This window comes from Paenibacillus xylaniclasticus (genome assembly GCF_004001065.1).
GTDB lineage: Bacteria > Bacillota > Bacilli > Paenibacillales > Paenibacillaceae > Paenibacillus_T > Paenibacillus_T xylaniclasticus.
On record NZ_BIML01000035.1, the window covers coordinates 1 to 23,584 of the forward strand.

A 23,584-nucleotide genomic window follows, 5' to 3' on the forward strand; every position below is an offset into this window, starting at 1 on the left:
GATAGCACCAGTAAATAATAATCCACTACTGCCACCTAATATAATCTTGCCGTTATCGATACTAATGGATTTAATAATTTTGCTGCCACCGCTCATCTCCGGATCCCATATACGACCATCTGGAGAGCTTATGAGCTTTTGCGTCGCTCCACCAGCGTAAAAATATCCGTTCCCGTATTTAATTACTTGAAAAGTAGTAGTTAAAGCATCTTGCGACGGTAAAGCCCTCTCCCAACTGATGCCGCCATCTTCAGTTAGATAGATATACCCACTATTTCCTACCGCAACAAATTTTCCATTTCCGTATGTAATACTTGATAACAGACTTGCAGGCGCTGCCGTCGTCACTTTCGACCAGCTATAACCATCTGCCGACGTATAGATGACAGGGGACATACCACTATCTCTTCCGACTGCCATATATTTTCCTGCACCGTATGTAACCGAATAAAAGTTAAGAATATCACTTATGATCTGAGAGGTCCAATTTGTCCCTCCCACTTGTGATGTAACAATCTCCCCCCCGGAAGTTGCAACAATAACAACGCTCGTCCCATTCGTCGCTATTGATCTCAACTGTGTGGCTGAAGAGGAGGTGGGAGTAGTGTCCTCTCTCCATTTGGTTACATCGCTTGGATCCTCACTGCCGGGCAAAGTGAAGATTCTCCCATTGGAACAAGCCGTAACCCAATACGTATTCACATATAGCGCTGAGAGAACTCCACAAGGAAATGTTCCTTGCGCTTGACTCCAATTCACACCATCTGTAGACGTAGCATAAGTCTTATTGCTAGTAAAAGTTAACCAAGTTCCGTTGCCGTATGCCATATTGTTCTCTGCATAAGGTGCGAATGAGACACCAATATCCTGCCAGTTAATAAGCGGCCCCGCCTGAACGGAAGGGAGCGCTGGATATACGACAGTTGAAGTCATAATAAGTATACAAGTAATTAGAACCTTCAGTACTCTACTTAGTTGTTGTTGCAATAATGTCATGCGCAATCTCTCCTTATAATATTTTGAAGTATGACTCATTGATGTAATTTACAACCCTACAAAGAGAAGACGGGCACGATCCACATAATTGGCCCCAGAAGATCCCTCACGTTGACGATCGCAAAAGCGGACCCAATGATCATATTGTGAACACAACACCAAAAGCTGCCGCAGTCACGCTGGGCAGCCACATGGATTAGTTCTTACAAAACTAATGAATTGGGTTCCCCGTTGTCTTAACCATCTGAGTCTTGACCCGACTTTTCGTATCCATCTTTTTTTCTATTAATGTATCTTTGTCCTGAATTAAAATAGTACTTATTTACTAAGAGAGTAACACATGTTTACCAGTTTAGGAACGGATATTTTGCAAAAATGGTGGTAATCTCATTGTGACAGCCTTGCTTATCTATTAGACGTTGGCTTGCTAGTAGAATGAATGGTGAACTGACATCGACCATCGCCCGACACGCCTACAACTCATCGGTATCGACCTTAAAATCAAACGATATACAAGCCTCACCGGACTCCGCGTTGTATGCTTTCACAGTGCCTCCTAATTTCTCCGTGAGCTGCCTTACAATGTACAGTCCGAGACCCGAATGACTGCCTTTGCTGCCGCGGGCCTCCTCGCCCCGATAAAACTTAGCGAACATACGCTCCAGATCTTTGCCGCTGAAATTGGGTCCGGTATTGCCAATGACGCAATAAACCCGATTCCCCTGCACAGTGACATCGATCCGAATTTGTCCACCAGACGGCGTGTACTCCAGGCTGTTCGATACGATGTTATCTAAAATTCGTTCCACCTTCTCCGCATCAAACCGAACGGGAGCATCGGATTCACCGCGAATCTCCGTCACCATACGGATTCCTCGCTGTGCAGCTTGCAGTTCATAATAGGACACCTTTCGCTCGACGAATGGTCTAACTCGCACCGACACCGGAACTAGACTGATAGAGGGACTTTCCAAGTCGGATATGTACAGCATTTGCCGTACTAGAGTAGAGCTTTTCTCCGCATTCTCTTTAATAATTCTTAAATATCTAGCCGGCTTACCCGTTGGGTCCATCTGCGAGTCGTCCATCAATGCTTCCGAATATCCCAGAATGAGCGAAAGCGGGGTCTTCAGATCATGCGCCAGAGCCTCGGTCATACTTCTGCGCTCTTCTTCCAGTCTCCATTGCGCGAATAACGATTGCTGCAGCTCATCCTTCATCTCAGAGAAGGCTGCGCATAACTGCCCCAGCTCATTATCGGAGCGATAATTCAATTCAAAATCGAGATTCTTCTGTTTCACTTGATGGGCGGCTTCCATCAGCATTTGCAGAGGCTGCTGGATTCGACTAACGAACCGTTTGGAGAACAATAATATGGCCAATACAAAATAAACAAAAGGCGCCGCAATCAGGACGATTGCTAAGAACGCCATCCAAATTTGCCCGCTTCCATTCGCCGGAGATGGCTGCAGTTCATAAGCGAGCAGCACAGCACCAGACAAGCCTCCTCCTTGCCCGTCGATAATCGGCACAGCTCGAACAAACTTCCCTTTAGCCGTAAACGTCGTGTTCAGCCGTTGATACAGCTCTCCCGGCTTCTCCAGCAGCGTTCCGGTCACCGAGCCGTACAACCGCTCCCCCTTCGCATCCAGCACTAGATAATCGATCCCTTTCAAGGGAATGACCTGCTCGAAGGCTTCTTGCGCGTCTAATTCCAGCAGCGCACTATTGTGCCGCTGAATATAAGATTCAATGCTCGGCAGCTGCGCTTCATAATGATCAGCGGGATATATCCGATCATTGGTTACTAAATAAATGAACAAAATAACTCCCACTGCATATGTCGCAATCGTGGCCAGCAGACTGGAGAGCACGATCCACACAATCGTCATGCGGAATTGGGACTTCAGCGGTTTGTCTTTCACGACACAGGCTCCTTCGTAATCCTCACATTTTGTTCCACTTGTAGCCGATTCCCCAGACCGTAGCAATATACTCGGTTACCGGATCGACTGCTGCAATTTTGGCACGGATCTTCTTTACATGCTCGACCACGGTAGAGGAGTCCCCCTCCGCATCATACCCCCATACCTTCTCATAAATCTGCTCCCGGGAGAACACTACCCCGCTATGTACGGCGAGCAATTCGATAATGTCATATTCCCTCCGAGTCAGCGGGATGCTCTTCCCATGAATCGTCAGCGACCTCTCCTTCAGATCCAATCCTAAAGACCCAAAGAACAGCCTCGTCCGCTTCTGCTCCACATTGAGATATTGCGCTCGCTGCTCACGCCGCAAATTGGCTTCAATTCTCACCAGCAGCTCGCGCAAGCCGAACGGCTTGAGAATATAATCGTCTCCGCCGAGAGTAAACGCTTTGATTCGGTCCGCTTCCGACTGCTTCGCGCTCAAGAACAGAATCGGGCACATCACCTCGTCTCGAATCGCCCGGCATACTTCGAAGCCGTTCAGGCTCGGCATCATAATATCGAGAATGATTAAATCGGGAAGCTGCTTGGCCTGACGCACTCCTTCTTCGCCATCACAAGCCGTCAGCACGGCATGGCCTCTGTCCTCCAGCTCTTCCTTCAGCAGAGCGACGAGATCTTCCTCATCATCGATAATTAAAATACAGCTCATCGAAACACCTCACTATGCCCATCCTACTCTTCGTGCTTACGTCCTTCCCATTGATGAAACCATATTGAGCCGGCAATACTAAGTAGTGCAAATAACAAAAGTGCTGGTAACAGCCCCTTGGTAAGCATGACCGTATCCGGAGGGCTCATGGCGAGTCTTACGGGCCACGCCCAAGGCATGATCGGCCAAAGCGAATCACCGGCGCTGGTCCCTCCGATGATCGCCGCGATCAACAGACCCACCCCTCCGATGCCAACGCTGGCACCAAGTCCATAGGCGAAGCTTAACCACAGATGAAGCACAAGAAGCGGCAGCGAGCCTAAGATGGCAAGCAGTGCTCCTTTGTAGAATAAATTAACATCCAAGCTTGGAATAAGTAAACCGTATTTCATGCCCAGAACTAGAATCGCCGCTGAGAGCAGCATGCACACAACATGGATCGTAATCTGCATCCCTATCTTATTGATATAGATGAAAGCTTTGGACATCGGTGAGCCAAGCACGGCGCTAAAACGTCCCGCATGCTCCTCCTGTAAGCAAATTAAACCTACGACCGCCCCTGTGACAAGCGGCAGCAATGAGGTCCACCCTTCTAAGAAGGCACTGTAGAGCTTGTGCTGCAGCTCCGGCGTCACTCGAAACGATGAGAAGTACCACAGCAGCAGCAGCGCATACCCGACAGGTGCGATCAAGAGCGCCCAGCGAAGCGGCGTCCGTTTCATTTTCAGCCAATCCGACCGCATTAGACGCAGCATGGTCATCGCTACCTCACCTCTCTTCTTGAAAACAAATAGGCCGTTATAACAGAAGAAACAATTAGAAACAGAAGCGATACGATCAGTCCGGTTGGAATGACAGATGAATCCAGCAGCGGATCGCCCGCTTGCAGCATGACCCCGTTCGGATGAACGCCGACCATCGGAGACATGAGCCGGATTGGCCAGCTCCACGGAACGAAGATCCAATAAGTCTGAGGCGCAGCCAGCACGCCGGTAAACATAGCTACTAGTCCGAGCAGCAGGCCAGCGAAGGCTCCGAAGCGAGCCGCCGCATATAGATGAATCGGAATAAGGCCAAGGGCAACGAGCCAAATGACGCCCCCCGCGCCGATGATCTTAGAGAACGGAATGTCCCCGCCTGCCGTCCATAGCCCCGTCAACAGGGCGGTCAGCATCAGTACGCTAGAAGAAAGCAGCATATAGAATCCGATCACCGTAATTTTACTGAACCAAAGCTTGAACATACTGATGTTATTGGAACGAATACTGCGGTAGTTACCCGCCTTCTTCTCCCGAAGCTCGGCAAGCGTGCACAGCAGCGAGATTCCAATCGGAATAAATAGAATCGGCCACCAATTAAAAATCATAGCGAGCAATACATCCCAAGTAGGCTTAGTTTGCTCTGGCAGGTAGTAGCTTAGAATCGCCCCATACAGGATGAAAAATAACGGGGCAATGAATGCCAGCTTCTTCGCAAAGCTCCGTTTATATTTGATCCATTCGGATATAATCATATCGGTCATCATCATCGGATTGCCGTCCTTCCGTTTGCTTCTAGAACTACATTCATAAATAAAGACTCCAAATCGGCATTCTTATCCAACTGGCCTTGATACCTTAGCTTCCCACCGCTAATAATTCCAATCTCATCCACAATTTGCTCCACTTCCGCCAGCGCATGGCTCGACAGCATAACCGTTATACCCTGTGCAGGGAACGTGCGGATCAAGTGGCGCAAATCTTGAATGCCGAGCGGGTCCAGCCCGTTCGTCGGTTCATCCAGAATGAGGAGACGCGGACATTTCAGCAGAGCAATCGCAATCCCAAGCCTTTGCTTCATCCCGAGCGAGAACTGCGACGCCCGCTTCTTGCCGGTATTTTTCAGATCCACCGTTTCCAGCACCTCCTCAATTCGTCGTTCCGGGAGACCTAGCATCATCGTGTGTACCTTTAAATTTTCCCGTGCGGTCAAATTACCGTACAAGGCAGGCGATTCAATTAACGACCCGATCTGCTCGAGGCTCTTCCTGCTCCATGCCTCCCCGTCGAACTGAATTTCCCCGCTGCTTGGGTTTAGCAGCCCCGCGATCATCTTCAACAGCGTCGTTTTACCCGCGCCATTGGGACCCATCAAGCCATACACCGTGCCGCGCCGCACAGTCAGTGAAATTGCATCTACGACGGTCTGCCCCTTGAATCGCTTGCTTACCCCATTGGTCTGTAAAATATAATCCTGCATGTTCATCATCCTTTCATTACCTGCGTTCCTTCTTCTGAGGTCATCCTAACAAGCAAAAATAAAGAAACAATAAAGAAAATAAAAAAAACTGCACCTCCAACAGTTAGATCTGTCTAACCATTGGAGAGCAGTTAATGAGTTGATAAAGAATCGTTGGCCACCAATCCATAACGCCCCACTCTTGTCCCGTTCGAATAGCGATGGTGTGGTTGTCAGGGCTCACATACAATACTTGTCCTAATGCGCCAAGCGCGAAATAATCATAATTCGTATCAGCTTTGAGGTGTCCCCACCATAAATACTTGTAATAAGCTTTGTGATGTTGGAACCACATCTTTCCCCATGGATGATTCCGGTAATAATGAAAATGCTCCTTAATGGAAGGTACACCGTCAGGATTTACAGATTCCTCGATCCACTTCTGTTGAATGATTTGCTGCCCTCTCCACATCCCTTTATGGAGATATAACGCACCAAACTTAGCTAAGTCCAATGCCGACATCACCAGCCCGCTTTCTAGCTTTGCGAATGAAGAGGGTTGGCTATCCATAATCAACTGTCCGGAGTATTGCATCCCTAATGGGCGCCATATTTTATCGTAGAGGTAGTCGATTACTCTCCTCCCGGTCGTCCGCTCCAAAATGATTCCTAATAAAAGAGGGTGGTAATCGTTATAGTGAAAATGGTTTGGGCTTGTAGCCTCTTTAACGGATAGGGCCAGCTGTCTCGCATTCGGGTGCAAGAAAACCTTGGCTTCATCCCTCCATGGAAAGTGACCTTCTGTAAATTGAATTCCCGCGTCCATCTGAAGGAGCTGCTTAATGGTCATATTGCATCCTTGTAACTCAGAAATATACATACGAATTGGGTCATGGACACTGCTGATATATCCTTCTTCTATTGCTTTCCCAATTAAGGCAGAAGTAAAGGACTTCGTAATCGAGAATAGCTTCTGGGCGCTTCCTCTTCGATGACCGTTATAGTACCTCTCGAACAATATCGTGTCATCTTTAATGATAATTAACGAGGTTGTTCCCGTTCTTCGCATGAAGGAGTGAAAGTCTTCTAATCTCCGTCGCCCTTTATGTCTATATTCGATAGAAGAAAACTCAAGAGGAACAGAAGCCTCCTTAAAATAATACGGATCGTCATCGGCAGCTAAGTTTTCCGTATGAAAGAAGCGGAAATCGTCACTCTGAACCTTACCTTTATTGTGCAGCATATAGGATAAGTACGTCTTGATATAATCGTTACCCAATATTCTCAAGGATTTGAACGCCTCCCATCGCGATTTACCATAGCCCATTCACAATATAAAAGTAAGCGACAAGGTTGGCTGCAAAGTGAGCGAGCCAAGATACCCAAATATTCCGAGTCTTATAATAGATCACGCCAAATACAAGACTATCTACGAAAACAGATGCCAAATCTAAAGACACAATTTGCACCGATCCGTGAGACAAATGCATAAGTGCGAAAATAACCGAGGTCAAAGGGATCGCAATATAAGGTTTGGCATACCAGCTTAATCGTTCTTGAAGCAATCCCCGAAATGCAACCTCTTCTCCAAAAGCCGCGATCAAGAAGGTAAGCAGCAAGCTTATATCGAAGCCCTGCTCCAGCATAGGCGCTCTCGCTTTAAGATGTTCCATCATTTCAGGGAAAAAGTTGTCGAATATGACGTAGTCGAATGTCTGTAGGCCGAATACAACGATTACAATCCAATACCAGCTCTTCTTTATCCCTGACAGCAATGCCTCTGGCCCTGCTGCTTTTCTGTTTCTTAATCGAATATCAACAAAAAAATATACAATGGGGATGATGCCGGCTACTACAGACAGGTTCTTATCTATCGCCATTAACACGATCATAATCACAAAAATAATGAGGACTTCGATAAAAGATCTCTTGCTCCTATTAGGACTAGTCATCTCATTCATCATTTTTTATCGCCCTTTCGATCTGATTGTCTCTTGTAAAATCTCCATATAGAGCTACCCATTACAATGGTCGCAATAATGAATAAAAAATAGGGTCGCGAAAACTCCGTGTACCTCGATACTAGATGATATAACAACAGCGCGCCGACAACGGCTGCTAGTATCTCGGACATTAAGCGCCTCATGCTGTACAGGCCACCTCCTATCTGAAGCTAGGCTCATCATATAGCACCGGATTTTATAGGGATAGTGACGTTAGTTAGTGACTTTCATCCTAAGATTCACAGACACAAATTTAATATTGTAAAATACAAATAGCTTTCATTTTCATAGAAGGGTCGGTAATGGATTATGCTTCAGTGGATTATTCGTACATGCTTCTCGAATCTAGAATTAGATTCACACAAAAACCGACTATTTCTCTTCCTAATGGTGCCCCTGCTGGTTTGGGCGGAGATCAACATTACGATTAATGTCCCCTTTCTTCATCCCAAGAACCTGGAATTTATCGCTGTCTATTTTTCGTTCTACGGAATCTGTATATGGCTTGCGGCCATACCTTCAATAGAAAAGGCTTTTAAATATTTCGCTATATGCGGCATGATCATGTTCTCTATGTTTCAAATTGCGTTATTTAATGATTATCCGATCGTGTATCAAGTAATGTATGTCAATCTTGCGCTATCCACGATTTATCTAGATGGTATTTTTATTTTGTTCACGGGGATGTTCACGACTGCACTTACAGCCTTTGGATTCATGTTCTGGAAGGATACTTTTTTTCCGCAAGTGGATATCCATGTTGCCAATATTCCGATCATTCTGGTCATACAGACAACGATGGTATTATGGGGAGCAGCCAAAATCGGGGCACACTTGAAAAATACGATTAACGAGAACGAGCAGCAGCTTCTCCTTATTAATGAGCGGAACCAAGCATTGAAGCAATATGCGGATCAAGTAGAGAAGCTCACCATTGTAGAGGAAAGAAACCGAATTTCGAGAGAAATGCACGATACAATAGGATACACCCTAACGTCAATCATTACGGGGCTGGAGAAGATGAAGGTGTCTTTACCTGATCAAGCTTCAATCGACTCCCTGCTTCTTACGGCGCGTACCGGCCTCGATGACATTCGTGATCATATTCATATGTCAGACCGGATCGATGACCAGCTTCCTTTCTTGACCACTCTTCACAACTTAATTGAACAGTTCTCTAAAAATACGGATGTAAAAATAGATTGGGCTGCTTTTGGCGAACAATACGAAGTACCTGCGAAGTACGGATTGATTTTTTTGCGTACCACGCAAGAAGCACTAACGAATGCTGTCCGCCATGGCTTAGCCACTCATATTCGCATATCGCTCAATTATGATCCGAACCAGATCACTCTGCGGATTGAGGATAACGGCAGAGGGACCGATGAGCTTATATACGGCTTTGGACTTAAATCTATGCAAGCTAGAGTTCAAAGCTTACAAGGGTCCTTGCATATTACATCCAGTCTAGGAAAAGGCCTTGCGGTAGAGCTCTGCGTCCCCGTCCGTCAAGAAGCGGCGAGCAGATCGATTCGAGTCTTAATCGTCGATGATCAGACATTGATTGCTGAAAGCTTTGCAATCCTTCTGGAGCTTGAGGAAAGCATTGAAGTCATTGGCGTTCTACAAGATGGCCAAGCGGCTCTTCAATTCTGTGAACAAGACCAGCCGGACCTCATCCTGATGGACCTTCATATGCCGGTTATGGACGGAATAGAAGCGACCAGACGAATCAAGGAGAGCTGGCCCCATATCAAGATTATCGTATTGACCACTTTTCAAAATGTTTCTTGGGCGGCCAAAGCCATCTCTTATGGAGCTGAAGGGTATTTGCAGAAAAGTATTCCTCCTAAGCATTTGGCCGATACAATACGAATGATCGCTAACGGGGGTACCTTAATCCCTGCCGATATAGCTAAACAAATGATCGAATATCGTGATACCATGAGCAATGAAGAAGAAGCGGAAGGACCGGTAAAACAAGCTGAAGCTGAACCGCATTCACAGCATGAATGGCTTGATAGCCTGAACGAGAAAGAGCTTGAGATTTTGCAATGCTTATCGAAGGGCCTCACCTATAAAGAAATTGCAGCCCATATGCATTATTCGGAAGGAACAGTTAAAAACTACGTCTCCGTCGTCTATTCCAAGCTGAATGTAAAAAATCGTATGCAGGCTGTGAATAAATATCAAAGTATATAAGGATAAGTACAGCAGGACGCTCAATCGGATGTCCTCTATTTGTTAGTCTGAGGAATTATTCTTCCTAATCCATCTGTTCTAATATATGATAAAGGATTATGGAATATTTTATAGAATAGAGTCGAATATTTATTTATAATCGGTATCAGACCTGCTCGAAAGTGGTGACTGTCGTGAGTCATATGTTTAAAAGAATATCCTTTTTCAATAAAAATCTGCTGCTTTCCTGTATAAATATATTAATTATCGGAATCATCCTTACACTGGTCAGTTATTATATTCAGGGACAAGTACTGGAGGATAATATCAAGAGGCAGGCGAGAGGAGTTGCAACCCAGTCTTTTCATGAGCTTGCACTAGAGGATATTCAAGCTGTCATTCACGATCACGACTTGGAAGGACCTTTGCAGAAGAAATTAATTCGACAGCTAGAAGAATTGGAAGAAATCAATGAGAATATTGCCCAAGCTGTCATCGTACATATTGACGTCAATGAGAAAGATGAATCGATGGCATTGGCTCTGCCTCGAAAGCTGATTGAGGGAGGAGTCAAGCCCGGTGATCTAGTCGTACAAAATCCGCATTTCGTTAAATTATATAAAGAGATTAAGCAATCCAAGCAGATTAGAAATTCAGAAGTGTATTCCGACCAGTTCGGCACATGGATTAGTGTATTGATACCCGTGATCGATTTGAACAACGAAGTTATTGCCATGTTCGTCCTGGATATGGATGCCGCACTTATCAACAACGCCCAAAAGGATTTGCTCCTTCTACTCATACCCTCTCTCGCCGTATTATTGTCGCTTATTATAATCGCTCAATACTGGATTCAGCGGCGGGTGCTTGCTCCTATGCGGAGCATTTTTGATGCAATCAAGCAGATCAGTAATGGGAACCTGAATATTAAGCTAAATGACAAGCATCAGGATGAGCTAGGGATTCTGAGCAAGCAAATTAATGATATGGCGGTAAATATTCAGGAGATGATGGAATCTATCCAACAAAAGGCCGAGCAAGAGGCATATCTGATGTATATGAAAAAGCAGAACAAAGCGCTCGAGCAATATGCCCAGCAAGTCGAGAAGCTGACCCTTGTCGAAGAACGAAATCGATTAGCCGTTGAATTACATGATACCATTGGCCATACGATCGTATCGCTAGTTATAGGTATGGACTCTGTCAAAAGCCTAATGGAAACCGATGTGGCAGAGGCGAAGAACTGGTTGTCTTCTCTGCTTGAAATGGGCCGTAATAGTATTAATGAGGTCCGAAAGCATATTCATCAGATTGCATTCGATGCAGAAGAAACGCTTATTGCCCACTTTAATAAGGTTGTGAACGATTTCTCGACTAACACCGGCGTACATGTACACACAACCTATTCAGGTAACGAGATCGAAACCGTTCCTCATGTCAAATTAACTTTGGTGCGCTGCTTACAGGAGCTGCTAACCAATGCAGTCAAGCACGGGGATGCAAGCGAAATCCATGTAACCTTGGCCTTCTTAGAGTCGGCCATCAAGCTTCAAGTGGCGGATAACGGCAACGGAAGCGACGATGTCGCCTTAGGCTTTGGACTTAATGCTATGAGAAATAAATTGCAAATGCTGCAAGGGGATATTCATATTCATTCGCGGGCAGGACAAGGCTTTGAGGTACAATGTATAATTCCCGTCAAAAGATAATAAAGCATTAAGGCAGAGATAGCTTTAACCACTTGATGCCCAAGTCTGCCTCTGCCTTTCAATCCTGAAATGATGTTATAGCTTTCGAAGAATACCTATAAGCTCTTCTGACATCGAGCTTACTTCTTGAACCGAGGCGTTAACCTCCTCTGTTAAAGCGGCCCGCGACTCGGTCAAGCTAGGTTTTTTCTCCGGTTTCTGCTACAAATTCGCATCAACAGAATGGCCACTGTTATTCTAACTATGACGTTATATCAACCATTAAAGCTTTCACGTCGTTCCCTGTTAATGGTTTTCCCCAATAGAACCCTTGAATATAATCACAATTTTGATCTTTAAGGTAATGCAGCTGATTCTCGTTTTCTACACCTTCTGCGACGACCGAAATATCCATCTGGTGCACAAGCGAGATTATAGATCCGACAATTGGCTTTTTGGTGTGCTGCTGATCGATGCCATTAATAAAGGATCTGTCGATTTTCAATGTATCAATAGGCAGTCGCTGCAGATAACTTAGCGATGAATATCCCGTTCCAAAATCATCTAACGCAATACGAATGCCCAATCGTTTAAGCTCAGCAAGAACGCTAATGACATAATCCATGGACGAAATAAATACGGATTCCGTAATTTCAAATTCAATACATGCTGGATCACATTCCGTCTCAGCTACGGCCCTCTTGACCATATCTACAAATGAGGGCTCCATGATCTGTACAGCAGATATATTGATCGACATAACGACAGGGGTTTGACATGTATCCTTAAGGTATTTCGATTGCTGACATGCGGTACGAATAATCCATTCTCCTAATGGAACAATTAATCCCGTTTCCTCCGCTACCGGGATAAATTGTTCGGGGCTAACTATCCCTAATTTTGCTGAATGCCAGCGAGTCAATACTTCGATCCCCCGCAGTTGCTTGGGATGAGGCTTATATTGTGGCTGGTAGACAAGATGAAACTCTTCTTGCTCGACTGCATCTCTAAGAATGTTCTCAAATTCTATTCTCTTTAAGATTTCATTCTTCATCTCGACACTGAAAAATTGAATGCCGTTTCGACCAATTTCTTTCGCTTTATACATTGCCGTATCAGCCGATTTCATAAGATCCGTTGCATTATCGCCATCTTGCGGGAACATGGAAACGCCAAAGCTTGCACTAATGACGAACTTAGAATCCTCGATTATAAAAGCATTCTGTAACGTTTCCCGGATGCCCTCCAGATAGAACAGCAGCTCCTCTTCTTTCAACTGCCGTTGAATAATGAGCGCAAACTCATCTCCGCCAAGCCGCCCAAGCAGATCTTCAGGGTGGATAACCGATTGGAGACGCTTCACCACGGTTCTAAGCAGAATATCTCCTGCGTGATGACCTAACGAGTCATTTATTTTTTTGAAGTTGTCCAAATCAATAAAAATTAAAAAGAATTTCATTGGATCCGTTTTTGAAATACGAATAAGCAGTTCAAGCCGATCCAATATCATTTTACGATTCGGCAACTCGGTTAAAGAATCAAAATAGGCTAAGAAATTCAGCCTTTCTTCGTTCTTCTGTAAAGTACGATTATAATCGTTCAGCTGTCTGTTTTGCTCAGCGAGCTCTTCTTCGGCTGCTGCAATTTCTTCGTATAGCATAGAGAGTTCTTCGTGCTGATGAACAATTTTCACAATTTTGGCATTCACACCTTTGTTGAACATTCTAATAATAGCCAGAATCATGATAGTAATTATCGGGACAATAGTGCCTGGAAGAATGGATATATCATTGGTCCGGATAAAATTAACGCTAACAATACCTGCGTTAATGAAATTCAAGCTGAATGCGATCTTATAAGATGGCTTAGCTGTGCCCAAGATCATCGATACAGAAAATAATACTTGTAACTGAGCAATAATTCCGTTCACACTCATTTTACCAGCATAAGCAGCCTGTATAACCATAGATAAGATGTACAACATACCGCATGAAACTAAGATGAACCAGCTCCAAAACTGCTTCTTCCTTGAAACGAACTCATTTGAAACCAAAAACTTATCGATGAAATATGGATTATTAAGATCTACCTTCACAAGCTTCCTCCTGATGCTATTCCCATGATGTTGTCGCAAGGACGGTCGGTTTGATCCCGGTTTTATACTGTTACTTCCTTCACAGTTCCCTGAAGCTTACTCGTCATATTATTTAAGTGCTCGGCTGCCTGCGATACACGTTGAACCCGTTCATGCTGGCTATCCGTCTGCTCCCCGATCAATTTCATTCGATCGGCTGATTGTTGAGCGATATGAGCAATCTCTGAGATCGATGCGCCTACCTGCTCCGCACTTGCAGAGAGCTGTCCGGTTCCAGCGGTTATTTCCTGGATCTGATCGCTAACAATTCGGAACATAGAGACAACGTCTGCCAGAGCGTTCTGAAGTTGACTCGATAGCTGCTGCCCTTTATCTACCTCTATCGTGCTTCTCTGCATCGCATGAGCAATTTCGATCGACTCGTTCTCAATCTGCTTGAGCATCTCACCGATCGAGCCAACTGCTTGACCAGCATGATCCGCAAGCTTGTGTATCTCGCTGGATACTACTGCAAAGCCTCTGCCGTGCTCGCCAGCACGTGCGGCTTCAATAGACGCATTTAGAGCTAATATTTGCGTTTGAGCCGCAATCCCCGTAATCGTCTGAATTGCGGCATGGATTTGGTCCGCATTCGCCTGAAGCACCGCCACACGCTCTGCAGTATCGCTTGTCGCACCTGCAATCAGCTGTATCTGGGCGCCTAACCCGTTCGTCATTTCGCTGCCATGCTCGGCACTGACGAGCGCCTGAGCAGAAGCATCATTGGCCAATCGGGATGATTCCGATATCTTCTGAAGGGTTACGTTAACCCCTTCCATGGCTCGCGCACTTTCTCGTGAAACCGCACGTTGACTTTCCGTGCCCGTTTCTACTTGGCGTGCCGCCTCCCGAACCTCTGCATTTTGCTGCACAAGACGAGCGGCGTCATGCGAGAGCAGCCTTGCATCGTCGGCAATGACCGTTGATGCCACTCCAATATTCGTTACAATATTTCGGATAAGTCCATTGAGCCGTTCCGACATATTCGCAACATACTGATACATTGTACCGATCTCATCACGGGAACGAATTTGATGCTGCTTCATAATGTGATTCGCCTCTGCGAACTTCGAATCCGCAATAAGCTCCACACTTTGCGTAATCCATCGTAATGGGCGTAAAGCTCTAAATAACAAATAGCCAACTATAAATATGGCGATTAAAGTGAGAACGCCCATGCCAATAAAGTATGGTGTACTTTTCTTCAAGCTTTCTGATGCCATACTCTTAACAGCCGCTGCATTGATATCAATTCCAAGCACGCCAATTACCGTGCCGTCTGACTTCTTAATTGGCGCAAATGCAGAGATCGATTTGCCATACTTCCCATCCTCAGCTTACCGGAAGCTGCGGCTTGCCCGCTTGTTAGCAGCAATGCTTGCTCGGGCTCGATCTCGGTTGCCTCCCCAATATCAGAAGCTTGCTCTGACTCTGGAGGCAGTCCATCAATCATAATGGTTGCTTTATGGTGTTCATCCAATGCTACAGTATAAACGTATGCAGCGCCGATTTGCTCACGAAGTTCATTCAGTTCTGCACGTATAGACCAGTACAGGTCAGACTGCGTCGGGTCCTGCAGAAACCGCTCCATTTGGTCTATATCGAGCTTCTTGGAATATGATTCCGCTATTTGCATCCCATAGGATGCGATCACAGAAACCGCTGTTTGCTTCGAACTATCAACCTGAACGGCAATATACCCCGAGGATAACAGCAAAATGGGAAGTAGCATCCCCATAGTCAGACGCATAACAAGTCTCAATTGATATCGCACCAAAAACCGCATAAAACGATACTCCTTCTTCTTACTTTTGCAGACTACGTATACTCATCTTTCGCTGACGTAGCTTTGACGTAGTAACCGCACCATTCTTTCGATATAATATGAAAGTTCGATACAAGGTTATATCTTAAATTATGAATCTCACAAATTTCTCAAATTAGAAGGTGCTTTCATCATTCGCAACAAAATTTTTATTATAAGCAGCATTATACTTCCTATATTGCTGATCATGATATTCTCTTATTTACATCAAAATCAGTTCACCCGAGTGGAGCTGCACAATGGCGTGCTGCATTTACCCCTTGATGAAGACGCTATTATTCAGTTACAGCATGGATGGAGATACTACGCGATTGGAGAAAATACACCTGTAAAGACACTGGATTCTGTTCCTTCTGTGCTTCACACCAACGAGGTGACGACTTTCATACTCCAGCTGCATGTGCCTAAATCAGAGCAAATATATAGTTTAAATTTAGAGGGGATACATCAGGCATACGAGCTTTGGGTCAATGGACAGTTCATCATAACGAACGCCATGAACACACCTAACAAGCTCATCAATTTCTATGTGGATAGCCAAAGCGTTGAAGTAAAACTCGTGATTATGCCTTCCGCAGAACGGATCGCTTTTCTTCAAACGCCGTTATTCGGTCAGACAGACGCAATGCAAGCCTACAATGTGAGAAAACTTGTGATAATGCTCCTGGTTCTCATTTTCTTATCTATACTGGGCGCGTATTCAATTATTTTTTATTTTGCAAGAAGATATCAAATTGTGCGTCTGTATATTGGGGTTTTCTTTCTGTTAGTGAGCGGCAGTTTATTTCTATCGAACAATGGGATTGGCGCGATGCTGCTGCCCTTATCGGCCAGCCTATTATTGAAGCTGAAGACGGTGCTTGGTCTGCTTTCCGTTATTCCGTTGTATTTCTTTGTAGCCTTTATTAACAAGCATGTGGTATCAACAGTGAAAAGGTATCTCATCGTCGGCTTAATTGCATTCGCGATGGTCATTATTTGTATTCAACCACTAGAAACAAATCAATCTATCGAATTGATAATCTGGACTTACTTAATCGGTATGCTATTAACGCACAAGATTAAAGCGGCTGTTTATTTTATGAGAATCAGGCGGTTTGATTTAAAGCCTCTCTTATTCATCATCACGCTGTTCTACCTTCTAGTCTATTTATTGCTGCGCATTTACTATCACATATGGGGAACTGACCTCCATACAAGCTTATGGTTAATTAACTTTACAATTTCGATTTGTTTGTATTTGGCTTGGGATCAAGGTGAGCTCGTAAGGGAGCTTGAGAAGTCGAAAAGAGAAGCGGTTCAATCCAAAATTTCCTTCTTCAATGCTCAAATCAAACCTCATTTTCTCTATAATGCGATAAGTAACATCATGGCGCTGTGCTATACAGACAATTTGAAGGCTGCACATCTGTTAAGCAAATTCAGCACTTATTTACGCATCATTTTCGAGAACAACATGCAGAACGAATGGATTGCATTGAAAAAAGAATTAACGCTAATCGACGCTTATGTCGAAATCGAGAAGGCTCGTTTCCCGCAAAAGATTCACTATCAGCTAGAGGTGGAGCAGCAGGTAAAGGAAGTGAAGATCCCTCCTTTATCCATTCAGCCTTTCGTTGAGAATGCCATTCGACATGGTCTGTTTAACAAAGATGGCCCTGGGACCGTACATGTAACCATTAAGCGACAGCTTAGCGAGCTGGCTATAACCGTTCAGGATGACGGGGTGGGGATGACACGCCAAACAATCGATAATCTATTGCGAGGGGCGAACGAGCGTCAGGGCATTGGGATCATAAACGTTGTCCAGCGGTTAAGATATATTCCCAACAGCCATTTGGATCTACAATCTACTCCTGACCTAGGTACCGTTGTTACGATCCGAATACCGATACAACGCTAAAATGAGGAGAACCCTATATGTTAAAAGCAGTGGTCGTAGAGGACGAGCACAATTTACTTGATTTGCTCGTCTATTTCTTAAATCACAACGAGCAGTATGAAGTAATCGGGGCATTTCACAATCCGGAAAAGGCTTTACAGGAAATTCCGAAGCTTGCTCCTGACGTTATATTCCTAGACATTGAAATGCCAAAAATGAACGGGATTGAGTTAGCTACACGGTTGAAGAGCGATTATTATCAGCTGATCTTTACAACAGCTTACGAGCAGTACGCATTAGAAGCCTTAAAGCTTGATGCAAGTGAATATTTATTAAAACCGATTACCCCTGAGAGCATTGCTATCATCACACCGAAAATTATGAAAAAAGACGCGATGCTGAAGCACTTCATCGCCTCCCCTCCCCACAATAAGGAGCATAGGATCGAGTGCTTTGGCAGCCTTACGGTGGTAACTTCAGCGGAGCAAATTGTAAAATGGCCCACTCGTAAGGTGGAGGAACTATTCGCCTATTTGCTTGTGCATTCCGGAAGTGTCATGAACAAGTGGCGCTTAGCCGATGATCTATGGCCCAATAAAGGGCTTAATAACATTTATAACTCGGTCTACTTATTAAATAGAACGATGAAGGAATTAAACCTTCCTATTCAAGTGATCAATATGAACGAGGGCTATACACTGGAGATCGGAACGTCGATTACTATCGATCTTATTCAGTTCAACCAATTAAATCCAGAGGATAGGTCATCCACAGGGACACTTCATTGGGCTAATTATATCTCCCAAAGGGGGCCTCTTTTTCATAACAAGGATTATTCATGGCTAACGCTATACCGGGAACAGTACAACATGAAGCATCAGCTGCTGCTCCATAACCTGCTACAGTACTATCAGACGAAGGATTCCATTATTTACGAAGCCCTGCTACATGACTATCAGCGTATGTATGAAGATTGATTCCAATACAAGAAAGCCTGCTCTTCAGCAGGCTTCAGCTTCTTCTCTGGCCAGGTTACATCTGCTATACTAGCGTAGTTAAACCTGTTGCTTTTCCGCCGAATCCTCATCATCTTCAGAAAATTTATCCAGCATTGAAATCGTTTCAATCAAATGATTATTGAAAATTTGACGCGCGATATTCAGCAAATCATTGATCATCGGATCTCGCAGCGAATACAGCACGCGATTTCCGTCCTTCTGACCGTACACGATATTTTTATTTCGCAAAATACTCAGCTGCTGCGATACTGCGGAGCCTTCAGAGCCTATTAAGGTTTGAAGCTCGTTCACATTCTTCTCTCCCTCAGCAAGCAGCTCCAATATTCTTATTCGTAGAGGATGAGAAAGCGCCTTGAAGAAGTCCGCTTTAAACTGTTGTAATTCTAAATTCATCAGCTTCTCCTTTTACTGCTAGTATTCATCTTTCTGTACGGGACAACTGGCTGCATTCTCGAAATGCAAAATGCTTGCAGCCTGCACATTGATTTAAGTTTATATGACGAAGAGCATAATTTATAGCATCACCCGTATGATCATAAAAATTATTTTCTCCAATTTCATCATATAATCCTGTTTTTCGTAAGACATATTTCGGTTGAGCTTGTAAACCTGATACAAGAATCGTTCCTTCATGCGCCTTCATGGTGTGCACGATATGTGAGAGATTGGCCGCACCTGTAGTATCCATATAAGGCACCTTGCCTAGACGTAATATTAATATTCGGGCATCCGGATGAACAACCCCACGCAATGTTTGCTCGAAACCCTGCGCTGACCCAAAAAATAACGGACCTTCGATCGTACAAATATTTATTTGCGGACAATCATGCTCTTTGCTCAAGATATGAGGCTTGACCTTATGATGCTTATCTGTCGGATCTGGAAGCACCTTTGCAACGACATGCAGGTCACTCATCTTTTTCACAAAGATGATCATCGAAAGTAATATACCTGCACCGACAGCAGTCGTTAGATCAACAAAGACGGTTAACAAAAAAATGATGACGACAATAATGGAATCCCATGTTCGTGTTTTTAAAATTTGACCAAACTTTTTCATCTCACTCATATTCCACGCGACGACCATAAGAATAGGTGCCATGCTGGCTAGCGGAATATTAGATGCAAAAGGCGCGAATAATAAAAGCACCACTAGCACGACCAGCCCTTGAATAATACCGGATACAGGAGATGCTGCGCCGTTCTTCACATTGGTTGCCGTTCGAGCTATAGCGCCCGTAGCAGGAATCCCGCCGAATAAAGGCGTTACAATATTCGCAATGCCTTGACCGATTAATTCACGATTACTATTATGCTTGGTTCCTGTCATTTCATCGGCCACTACAGCAGATAATAATGACTCGATTCCTCCTAGCATAGCAATAACGAAAGCCGGACCCATCAGCCTTTCGATCCGATCCCATGTTATCTTCGGCAATTGCAGACTCGGTAAAGTATTCGGAATGTCCCCATACGCAGAACCTATCGTCGCTAACTGATCAGGGAAAAATAGCGTGGCCGCTACACTCGATCCGATCAATCCGACTAATGCTCCTGGCACCTTAGGTACATACTTATTCGTAATAATAATTAGAGCTAAGCCAATTGCAGCTACAATAACACTATAGATGTTGATCGTATTCAAATGCAGATAAATTTCTTTCATCTTATCAATGAAATATTCGTGGTTTTTGATGCCTGTAAGCCCTAAGAAGTTACTGATCTGACCAGAGAAAATCGTAACCGCTATTCCTGCCGTGAAACCGATGGTAACCGGTCTCGGAATATATCTGATTAATTCCCCCAGCTTAAATAAACCCATTAACAACAACAGTATTCCAGCTAACAGGCCTGCAAGCAGCAGGTTTTCGTATCCGTAGCTAATCACAATGCCTAACAATATTGGAATGAAGGCGCCCGTAGGCCCCGCAATTTGAAATTTGGAACCGCCAAAAATTGAAACTAAAATGCCGGCAATAATGGTTGTATAAATGCCATACTCCGGTTTTACGCCTGACGCTATTGCAAACGCCATGCCGAGCGGAATCGCAATAACGCCTACAATAAGCCCCGAAATCAAATCTTTACGGAATTTTACTTGCGAATAGTTACTAAATCTCCCCAACTTCAATTTGGCTCATCTCTCTTTATTTTTTTGTATATCTGATTATTTGAATATACAAACATCATAAGCCTTTTGCAGTCATTGTCAATCGCTTTATTCACCCAAAAACAGCAATAAAAAGAACCCTTTCTGCGAAAGGGCTCGGAGCATTTAAAGCCTCTGTATATAGGTATGATTTAATGAGGAATCTTGATACTTCCAGGCAATGCTTATTGCTCTGTTCACACTCTCACTCCGTCTTCCACAAAATTCTGGAAAGTGCTATAATTTATGCGAACATTTGTTCTCACTCTAGGTTGTTTTTTCGCGCTTATCCCACACTGTATAGAATAAAGGACTTATAAATTTACGAAAGGATACCCATCATCATGAACCATAAAGAACATCAATCACCGCAAGCAGCTTTACTGCCAAGAGACTTTGCTCAAGCCATGGAGCATCCATTAATTCGTACCTTTGTCTCTAATCCTGTCCATATGGAGCTGGTGAAGAGGTATATGGAGAAGCCGACCCCAGAACGATTGGAGCGGTTGAATAAAGCGTTCAAAATATTTAATTTCGCTGTTCGATTCACGAAGTACTTGTCAACACTCATCCGAAAGGGGCGGATTGATTTTGTGCGACGAATGAAGCGGACCGAAGAACGAGAGCAAGTCATCTTCGATCGGCAAATATCAGAAGAGGATGAGACCGTGATCGGGGAGATGCTTGGAGCTATTTATCAGGGGGATGATCTGCCGCAAGTAACGGTAGACCCGGAAGTCTTTCAGCAGCAGCTGAATAACGAATGGCTGTACGAAGCATTTGCGAGGTTAACGAACCGACAGAAGGTGGTCATTACACTCACCTATTCAGCATTATCGAGAGATGTTGAAATCGCCCGTCTCTTGCACGTAACGCAGCAGGCAGTTTCTAAGACGAGAAGAAGTGCGCTTCGAAGCATGCGTAAGGTGTTTCCGACCTAGGCGGCACCGAACAGCATCCGTCTAAGAGAAGGAGGATAATTCGGCATGGACCAAGCCACGCTAGCTATGATAACGACTGCAATTGGTAACATGGGCTTTCCGATTGTGGTCGCAGGATATTTACTCATTCGTTTCGAGAAGAAAATAGATACGTTAACTAGCACAATTCAAGAGCTCATATATGCATTGACAGAGGGTGGTGATAAATGAAGAACGAAGAGCTCTTTCACTGCATACAGCAAGCTCAGCTCGGTGACCGTCAAGCCATGCAGCGTATTATTGAATCGTTTCTCCCCCTTATCCGTAAAGTCGCTAGAAATTTACCCTCTACAGTATCGAAGGACTTCGAGCAAACGATCATTGAGAAAATCGTTCGGGCAGTCCACGATTACGATCTACAGTCGATTCCAAGCTTCACTGATTTCTGTCAGCACATGGAATAGCAGTTGAGAACAGCGGCGGCACATTGACCGTCTGCTGTTTTTCGTGTTCGCTCATAAACCTTTACTCCATCCCTTCTTAGGACTCTGGAAAATTAAAGCAACAAATTCGTTGGAATTAACGTCTAACATACGAGTAAACAGGCGAGAACATATCTTCATAGTGGGGATGGGATATATGAGAAGATTATTGTTGATTGGCAGCATAATAGCGCTGATGCTAACCCCGGCTTGTGTGAATGATGAGAGGACACTAGACTCTAGTGAGCCTGAACCTGCAATAGATGAGTCTATCATTCCAACAAACAGATCCGAATATTGTCTTACTGAAGATATGAGTTTAGATAGTGAAACTAAAAAATTTATCTATGGAACTTGGGTAATTGAGAAGCTATTAGGATTTGCAAATTCGTATAATGATGCGTCTGAATATCCAGTAGGACAGAAAATTATCGGAGAGGAGATCGTAATTCAAGAAGACTTTTTTTCTACCATTTATGGATATCAGCTAAAGAACCCCGTATATCAGATTACAGCAACGTGTTATAACTCCGACTCTTTTTATAGATACTATAAAATGGATGTCCCGGACTTAAAGTTAAATGATGAAGTAAAAGCAATAGATGTAGATACACCTTCAGGCAAGAACATACTCGTCAGTGTAAGCTTTTTAGTTGTGAATAACGAAAGGCTAATCTTGTCATCAGAAGCAACGATTTTTGAACTTAAAAAAATTTCTGATTAGATATCCAATATGCACTTCTGAGAAGTACCTTTAAATCAAGAAAGATCAGCCTCTTCGGCTGACCTTTCTTGATTGTATCGCAACAAGATTAACTACAGTGTATATACCGGATATTTATGGGTGTAACGCTGTCCTTTACAAAATAAAGTTGCCTCTTCGTCCCTTCGTCTTTGTAGATCTTTATCGTATGAAAATGCACTGCTGACCAATTTTGAACAAAAATCAATTTCAAAGCTTGTAAGTGCGCCACTAGGATTAAATATAAGCGAGCAGGCAAGCATATTTTTTACGTCACTAGTTTCTAGCACCCCAGGACCTGCATTAAAAGTGAGCGAAACCAATGCATCAAACTGAGCTTGTGAAAATGTACAGCCTGCAGGAAGTTTTAACTTATTTACTGCCTCTACAGCCTTAGCTGTATCTTCAGCAAAAAGTTTATCCGCCTTCTCCTGCGAAAATTGGTGAAGTGTAGCCTAGACTTAAAGCTTTAGACAGAGCATCAGCTTCCTTCTGGGATAGAAGAGAATCATTAGGGTTACCTGTTTTGTTTGCTGTATATACTTTAGTTTTTGTTATCAAATGTCCCCATCCAACTGTTGGATACCCTTTGAGATCTCCATAAAATTTTAAGGAAAACCCCTCATGTGATTTAATAAGGTTTGCTCCATCTGTGCCTAAAGAAAAAGAAGCCATATCTAAAACCTCCAATGAATAATAGTTTGGC

Annotated in this window: 22 protein-coding genes and 1 pseudogene; 8 read left to right on the top strand and 15 right to left on the bottom strand. The window is 44.1% G+C overall.

The window, feature by feature from the left end:
* From PXY01_RS19835 to PXY01_RS19870, 8 genes are all read right to left on the bottom strand, one after another.
* Window positions 1-996: WD40/YVTN/BNR-like repeat-containing protein (locus PXY01_RS19835; protein ID WP_373864309.1), on the bottom strand; the 996-nt coding region annotated here is incomplete at its 3' end.
* Between the two features lie 473 nt (window positions 997-1,469).
* Window positions 1,470-2,921: a HAMP domain-containing sensor histidine kinase gene (locus tag PXY01_RS19840; protein WP_127572510.1), complete on the bottom strand. Its 1,452-nt coding sequence runs from the start codon at window positions 2,919-2,921 to the stop codon at window positions 1,470-1,472.
* Window positions 2,922-2,943: 22 nt separating this feature from the next.
* Window positions 2,944-3,636, bottom strand: a complete 693-nt coding sequence (locus PXY01_RS19845) for a response regulator transcription factor (protein ID WP_127572512.1) — start codon at window positions 3,634-3,636, stop codon at window positions 2,944-2,946.
* Between the two features lie 23 nt (window positions 3,637-3,659).
* A complete protein-coding gene (locus tag PXY01_RS19850; RefSeq protein ID WP_127572514.1) occupies window positions 3,660-4,397 on the bottom strand; it encodes a lantibiotic immunity ABC transporter MutG family permease subunit in 738 nt (245 codons plus the stop codon).
* Between the two features lie 2 nt (window positions 4,398-4,399).
* The gene (locus PXY01_RS19855; RefSeq protein WP_246028020.1) at window positions 4,400-5,164 is read right to left on the bottom strand and encodes a lantibiotic immunity ABC transporter MutE/EpiE family permease subunit; all 765 of its coding nucleotides are present in this window, start codon (window positions 5,162-5,164) and stop codon (window positions 4,400-4,402) included.
* Window positions 5,161-5,874 (bottom strand): lantibiotic protection ABC transporter ATP-binding protein, encoded by a 714-nt coding sequence (locus PXY01_RS19860; RefSeq protein ID WP_127572516.1) that lies wholly within the window; start codon window positions 5,872-5,874, stop codon window positions 5,161-5,163. Before PXY01_RS19860 ends, PXY01_RS19855 begins: the two co-directional genes overlap by 4 nt.
* A 103-nt stretch (window positions 5,875-5,977) precedes the next feature.
* Window positions 5,978-7,141: a serine hydrolase domain-containing protein gene (locus tag PXY01_RS19865; protein WP_164744509.1), complete on the bottom strand. Its 1,164-nt coding sequence runs from the start codon at window positions 7,139-7,141 to the stop codon at window positions 5,978-5,980.
* Window positions 7,142-7,166: 25 nt separating this feature from the next.
* Window positions 7,167-7,817: a CPBP family intramembrane glutamic endopeptidase gene (locus PXY01_RS19870; protein ID WP_127572520.1), complete on the bottom strand. Its 651-nt coding sequence runs from the start codon at window positions 7,815-7,817 to the stop codon at window positions 7,167-7,169.
* A 348-nt stretch (window positions 7,818-8,165) separates the two neighbouring features.
* Here PXY01_RS19870 and PXY01_RS19875 point away from each other — a divergent pair, with 348 nt between their 5' ends.
* Both PXY01_RS19875 and PXY01_RS19880 read left to right on the top strand, forming a co-directional pair.
* Window positions 8,166-10,058, top strand: coding sequence for a DUF4077 domain-containing protein (locus PXY01_RS19875; RefSeq protein WP_127572522.1), 1,893 nt, complete (start codon window positions 8,166-8,168; stop codon window positions 10,056-10,058).
* Between the two features lie 182 nt (window positions 10,059-10,240).
* Window positions 10,241-11,746: a sensor histidine kinase gene (locus tag PXY01_RS19880; protein WP_246028024.1), complete on the top strand. Its 1,506-nt coding sequence runs from the start codon at window positions 10,241-10,243 to the stop codon at window positions 11,744-11,746.
* A gap of 241 nt (window positions 11,747-11,987) precedes the next feature.
* On the opposite strand, the gene PXY01_RS19885 is transcribed toward PXY01_RS19880, so the two are convergent.
* The 3 genes from PXY01_RS19885 to PXY01_RS19895 form a co-directional block, all read right to left on the bottom strand.
* Window positions 11,988-13,820, bottom strand: coding sequence for a putative bifunctional diguanylate cyclase/phosphodiesterase (locus PXY01_RS19885; RefSeq protein ID WP_127572526.1), 1,833 nt, complete (start codon window positions 13,818-13,820; stop codon window positions 11,988-11,990).
* Between the two features lie 62 nt (window positions 13,821-13,882).
* The gene (locus tag PXY01_RS19890) at window positions 13,883-15,121 is read right to left on the bottom strand and encodes a methyl-accepting chemotaxis protein (protein ID WP_127572528.1); all 1,239 of its coding nucleotides are present in this window, start codon (window positions 15,119-15,121) and stop codon (window positions 13,883-13,885) included.
* A gap of 5 nt (window positions 15,122-15,126) precedes the next feature.
* Window positions 15,127-15,645 (bottom strand): hypothetical protein, encoded by a 519-nt coding sequence (locus PXY01_RS19895; protein WP_127572530.1) that lies wholly within the window; start codon window positions 15,643-15,645, stop codon window positions 15,127-15,129.
* A 226-nt stretch (window positions 15,646-15,871) separates the two neighbouring features.
* On the opposite strand from PXY01_RS19895, the gene PXY01_RS19900 reads away from it, so the two are divergent.
* Both PXY01_RS19900 and PXY01_RS19905 read left to right on the top strand, forming a co-directional pair.
* Window positions 15,872-17,587 (top strand): sensor histidine kinase, encoded by a 1,716-nt coding sequence (locus tag PXY01_RS19900; RefSeq protein ID WP_127572532.1) that lies wholly within the window; start codon window positions 15,872-15,874, stop codon window positions 17,585-17,587.
* Window positions 17,588-17,604: 17 nt separating this feature from the next.
* A complete protein-coding gene (locus tag PXY01_RS19905; RefSeq protein WP_127572533.1) occupies window positions 17,605-18,543 on the top strand; it encodes a response regulator in 939 nt (312 codons plus the stop codon).
* A 78-nt stretch (window positions 18,544-18,621) separates the two neighbouring features.
* Here PXY01_RS19905 and PXY01_RS19910 read toward each other — a convergent pair whose 3' ends face one another.
* Window positions 18,622-18,978 carry an ArsR/SmtB family transcription factor gene (locus tag PXY01_RS19910; protein WP_127572535.1) on the bottom strand — a complete coding sequence of 119 codons (357 nt, stop codon included), beginning with the start codon at window positions 18,976-18,978 and terminating at the stop codon, window positions 18,622-18,624.
* A 25-nt stretch (window positions 18,979-19,003) separates the two neighbouring features.
* The gene (locus PXY01_RS19915; protein ID WP_127572537.1) at window positions 19,004-20,716 is read right to left on the bottom strand and encodes a SulP family inorganic anion transporter; all 1,713 of its coding nucleotides are present in this window, start codon (window positions 20,714-20,716) and stop codon (window positions 19,004-19,006) included.
* 362 nt (window positions 20,717-21,078) lie between these two features.
* On the opposite strand from PXY01_RS19915, the gene PXY01_RS19920 reads away from it, so the two are divergent.
* From PXY01_RS19920 to PXY01_RS19935, 4 genes are all read left to right on the top strand, one after another.
* Complete coding sequence (locus PXY01_RS19920; RefSeq protein ID WP_127572539.1) at window positions 21,079-21,675, top strand: sigma-70 family RNA polymerase sigma factor; 597 nt, start codon at window positions 21,079-21,081, stop codon at window positions 21,673-21,675.
* Window positions 21,676-21,720: 45 nt separating this feature from the next.
* On the top strand, window positions 21,721-21,885 hold the full coding sequence (locus PXY01_RS19925; protein ID WP_127572541.1) for a YvrJ family protein: 165 nt from the start codon (window positions 21,721-21,723) through the stop codon (window positions 21,883-21,885).
* On the top strand, window positions 21,882-22,118 hold the full coding sequence (locus tag PXY01_RS19930) for a helix-turn-helix domain-containing protein (RefSeq protein WP_127572543.1): 237 nt from the start codon (window positions 21,882-21,884) through the stop codon (window positions 22,116-22,118). The genes PXY01_RS19925 and PXY01_RS19930 overlap by 4 nt, the downstream gene beginning before the upstream one ends.
* Window positions 22,119-22,293: 175 nt before the next feature.
* Window positions 22,294-22,860, top strand: a complete 567-nt coding sequence (locus tag PXY01_RS19935) for a hypothetical protein (protein ID WP_127572545.1) — start codon at window positions 22,294-22,296, stop codon at window positions 22,858-22,860.
* A 92-nt stretch (window positions 22,861-22,952) separates the two neighbouring features.
* Here PXY01_RS19935 and PXY01_RS22945 read toward each other — a convergent pair.
* Together PXY01_RS22945 and PXY01_RS22950 are read right to left on the bottom strand one after the other, a co-directional pair.
* Window positions 22,953-23,225: pseudogene (locus tag PXY01_RS22945) on the bottom strand (glycoside hydrolase family protein); the annotation flags it as partial.
* Between the two features lie 70 nt (window positions 23,226-23,295).
* Complete coding sequence (locus PXY01_RS22950) at window positions 23,296-23,553, bottom strand: glycoside hydrolase family protein (protein WP_246028021.1); 258 nt, start codon at window positions 23,551-23,553, stop codon at window positions 23,296-23,298.
* Between the last annotated feature and the right edge of the window lie 31 nt (window positions 23,554-23,584).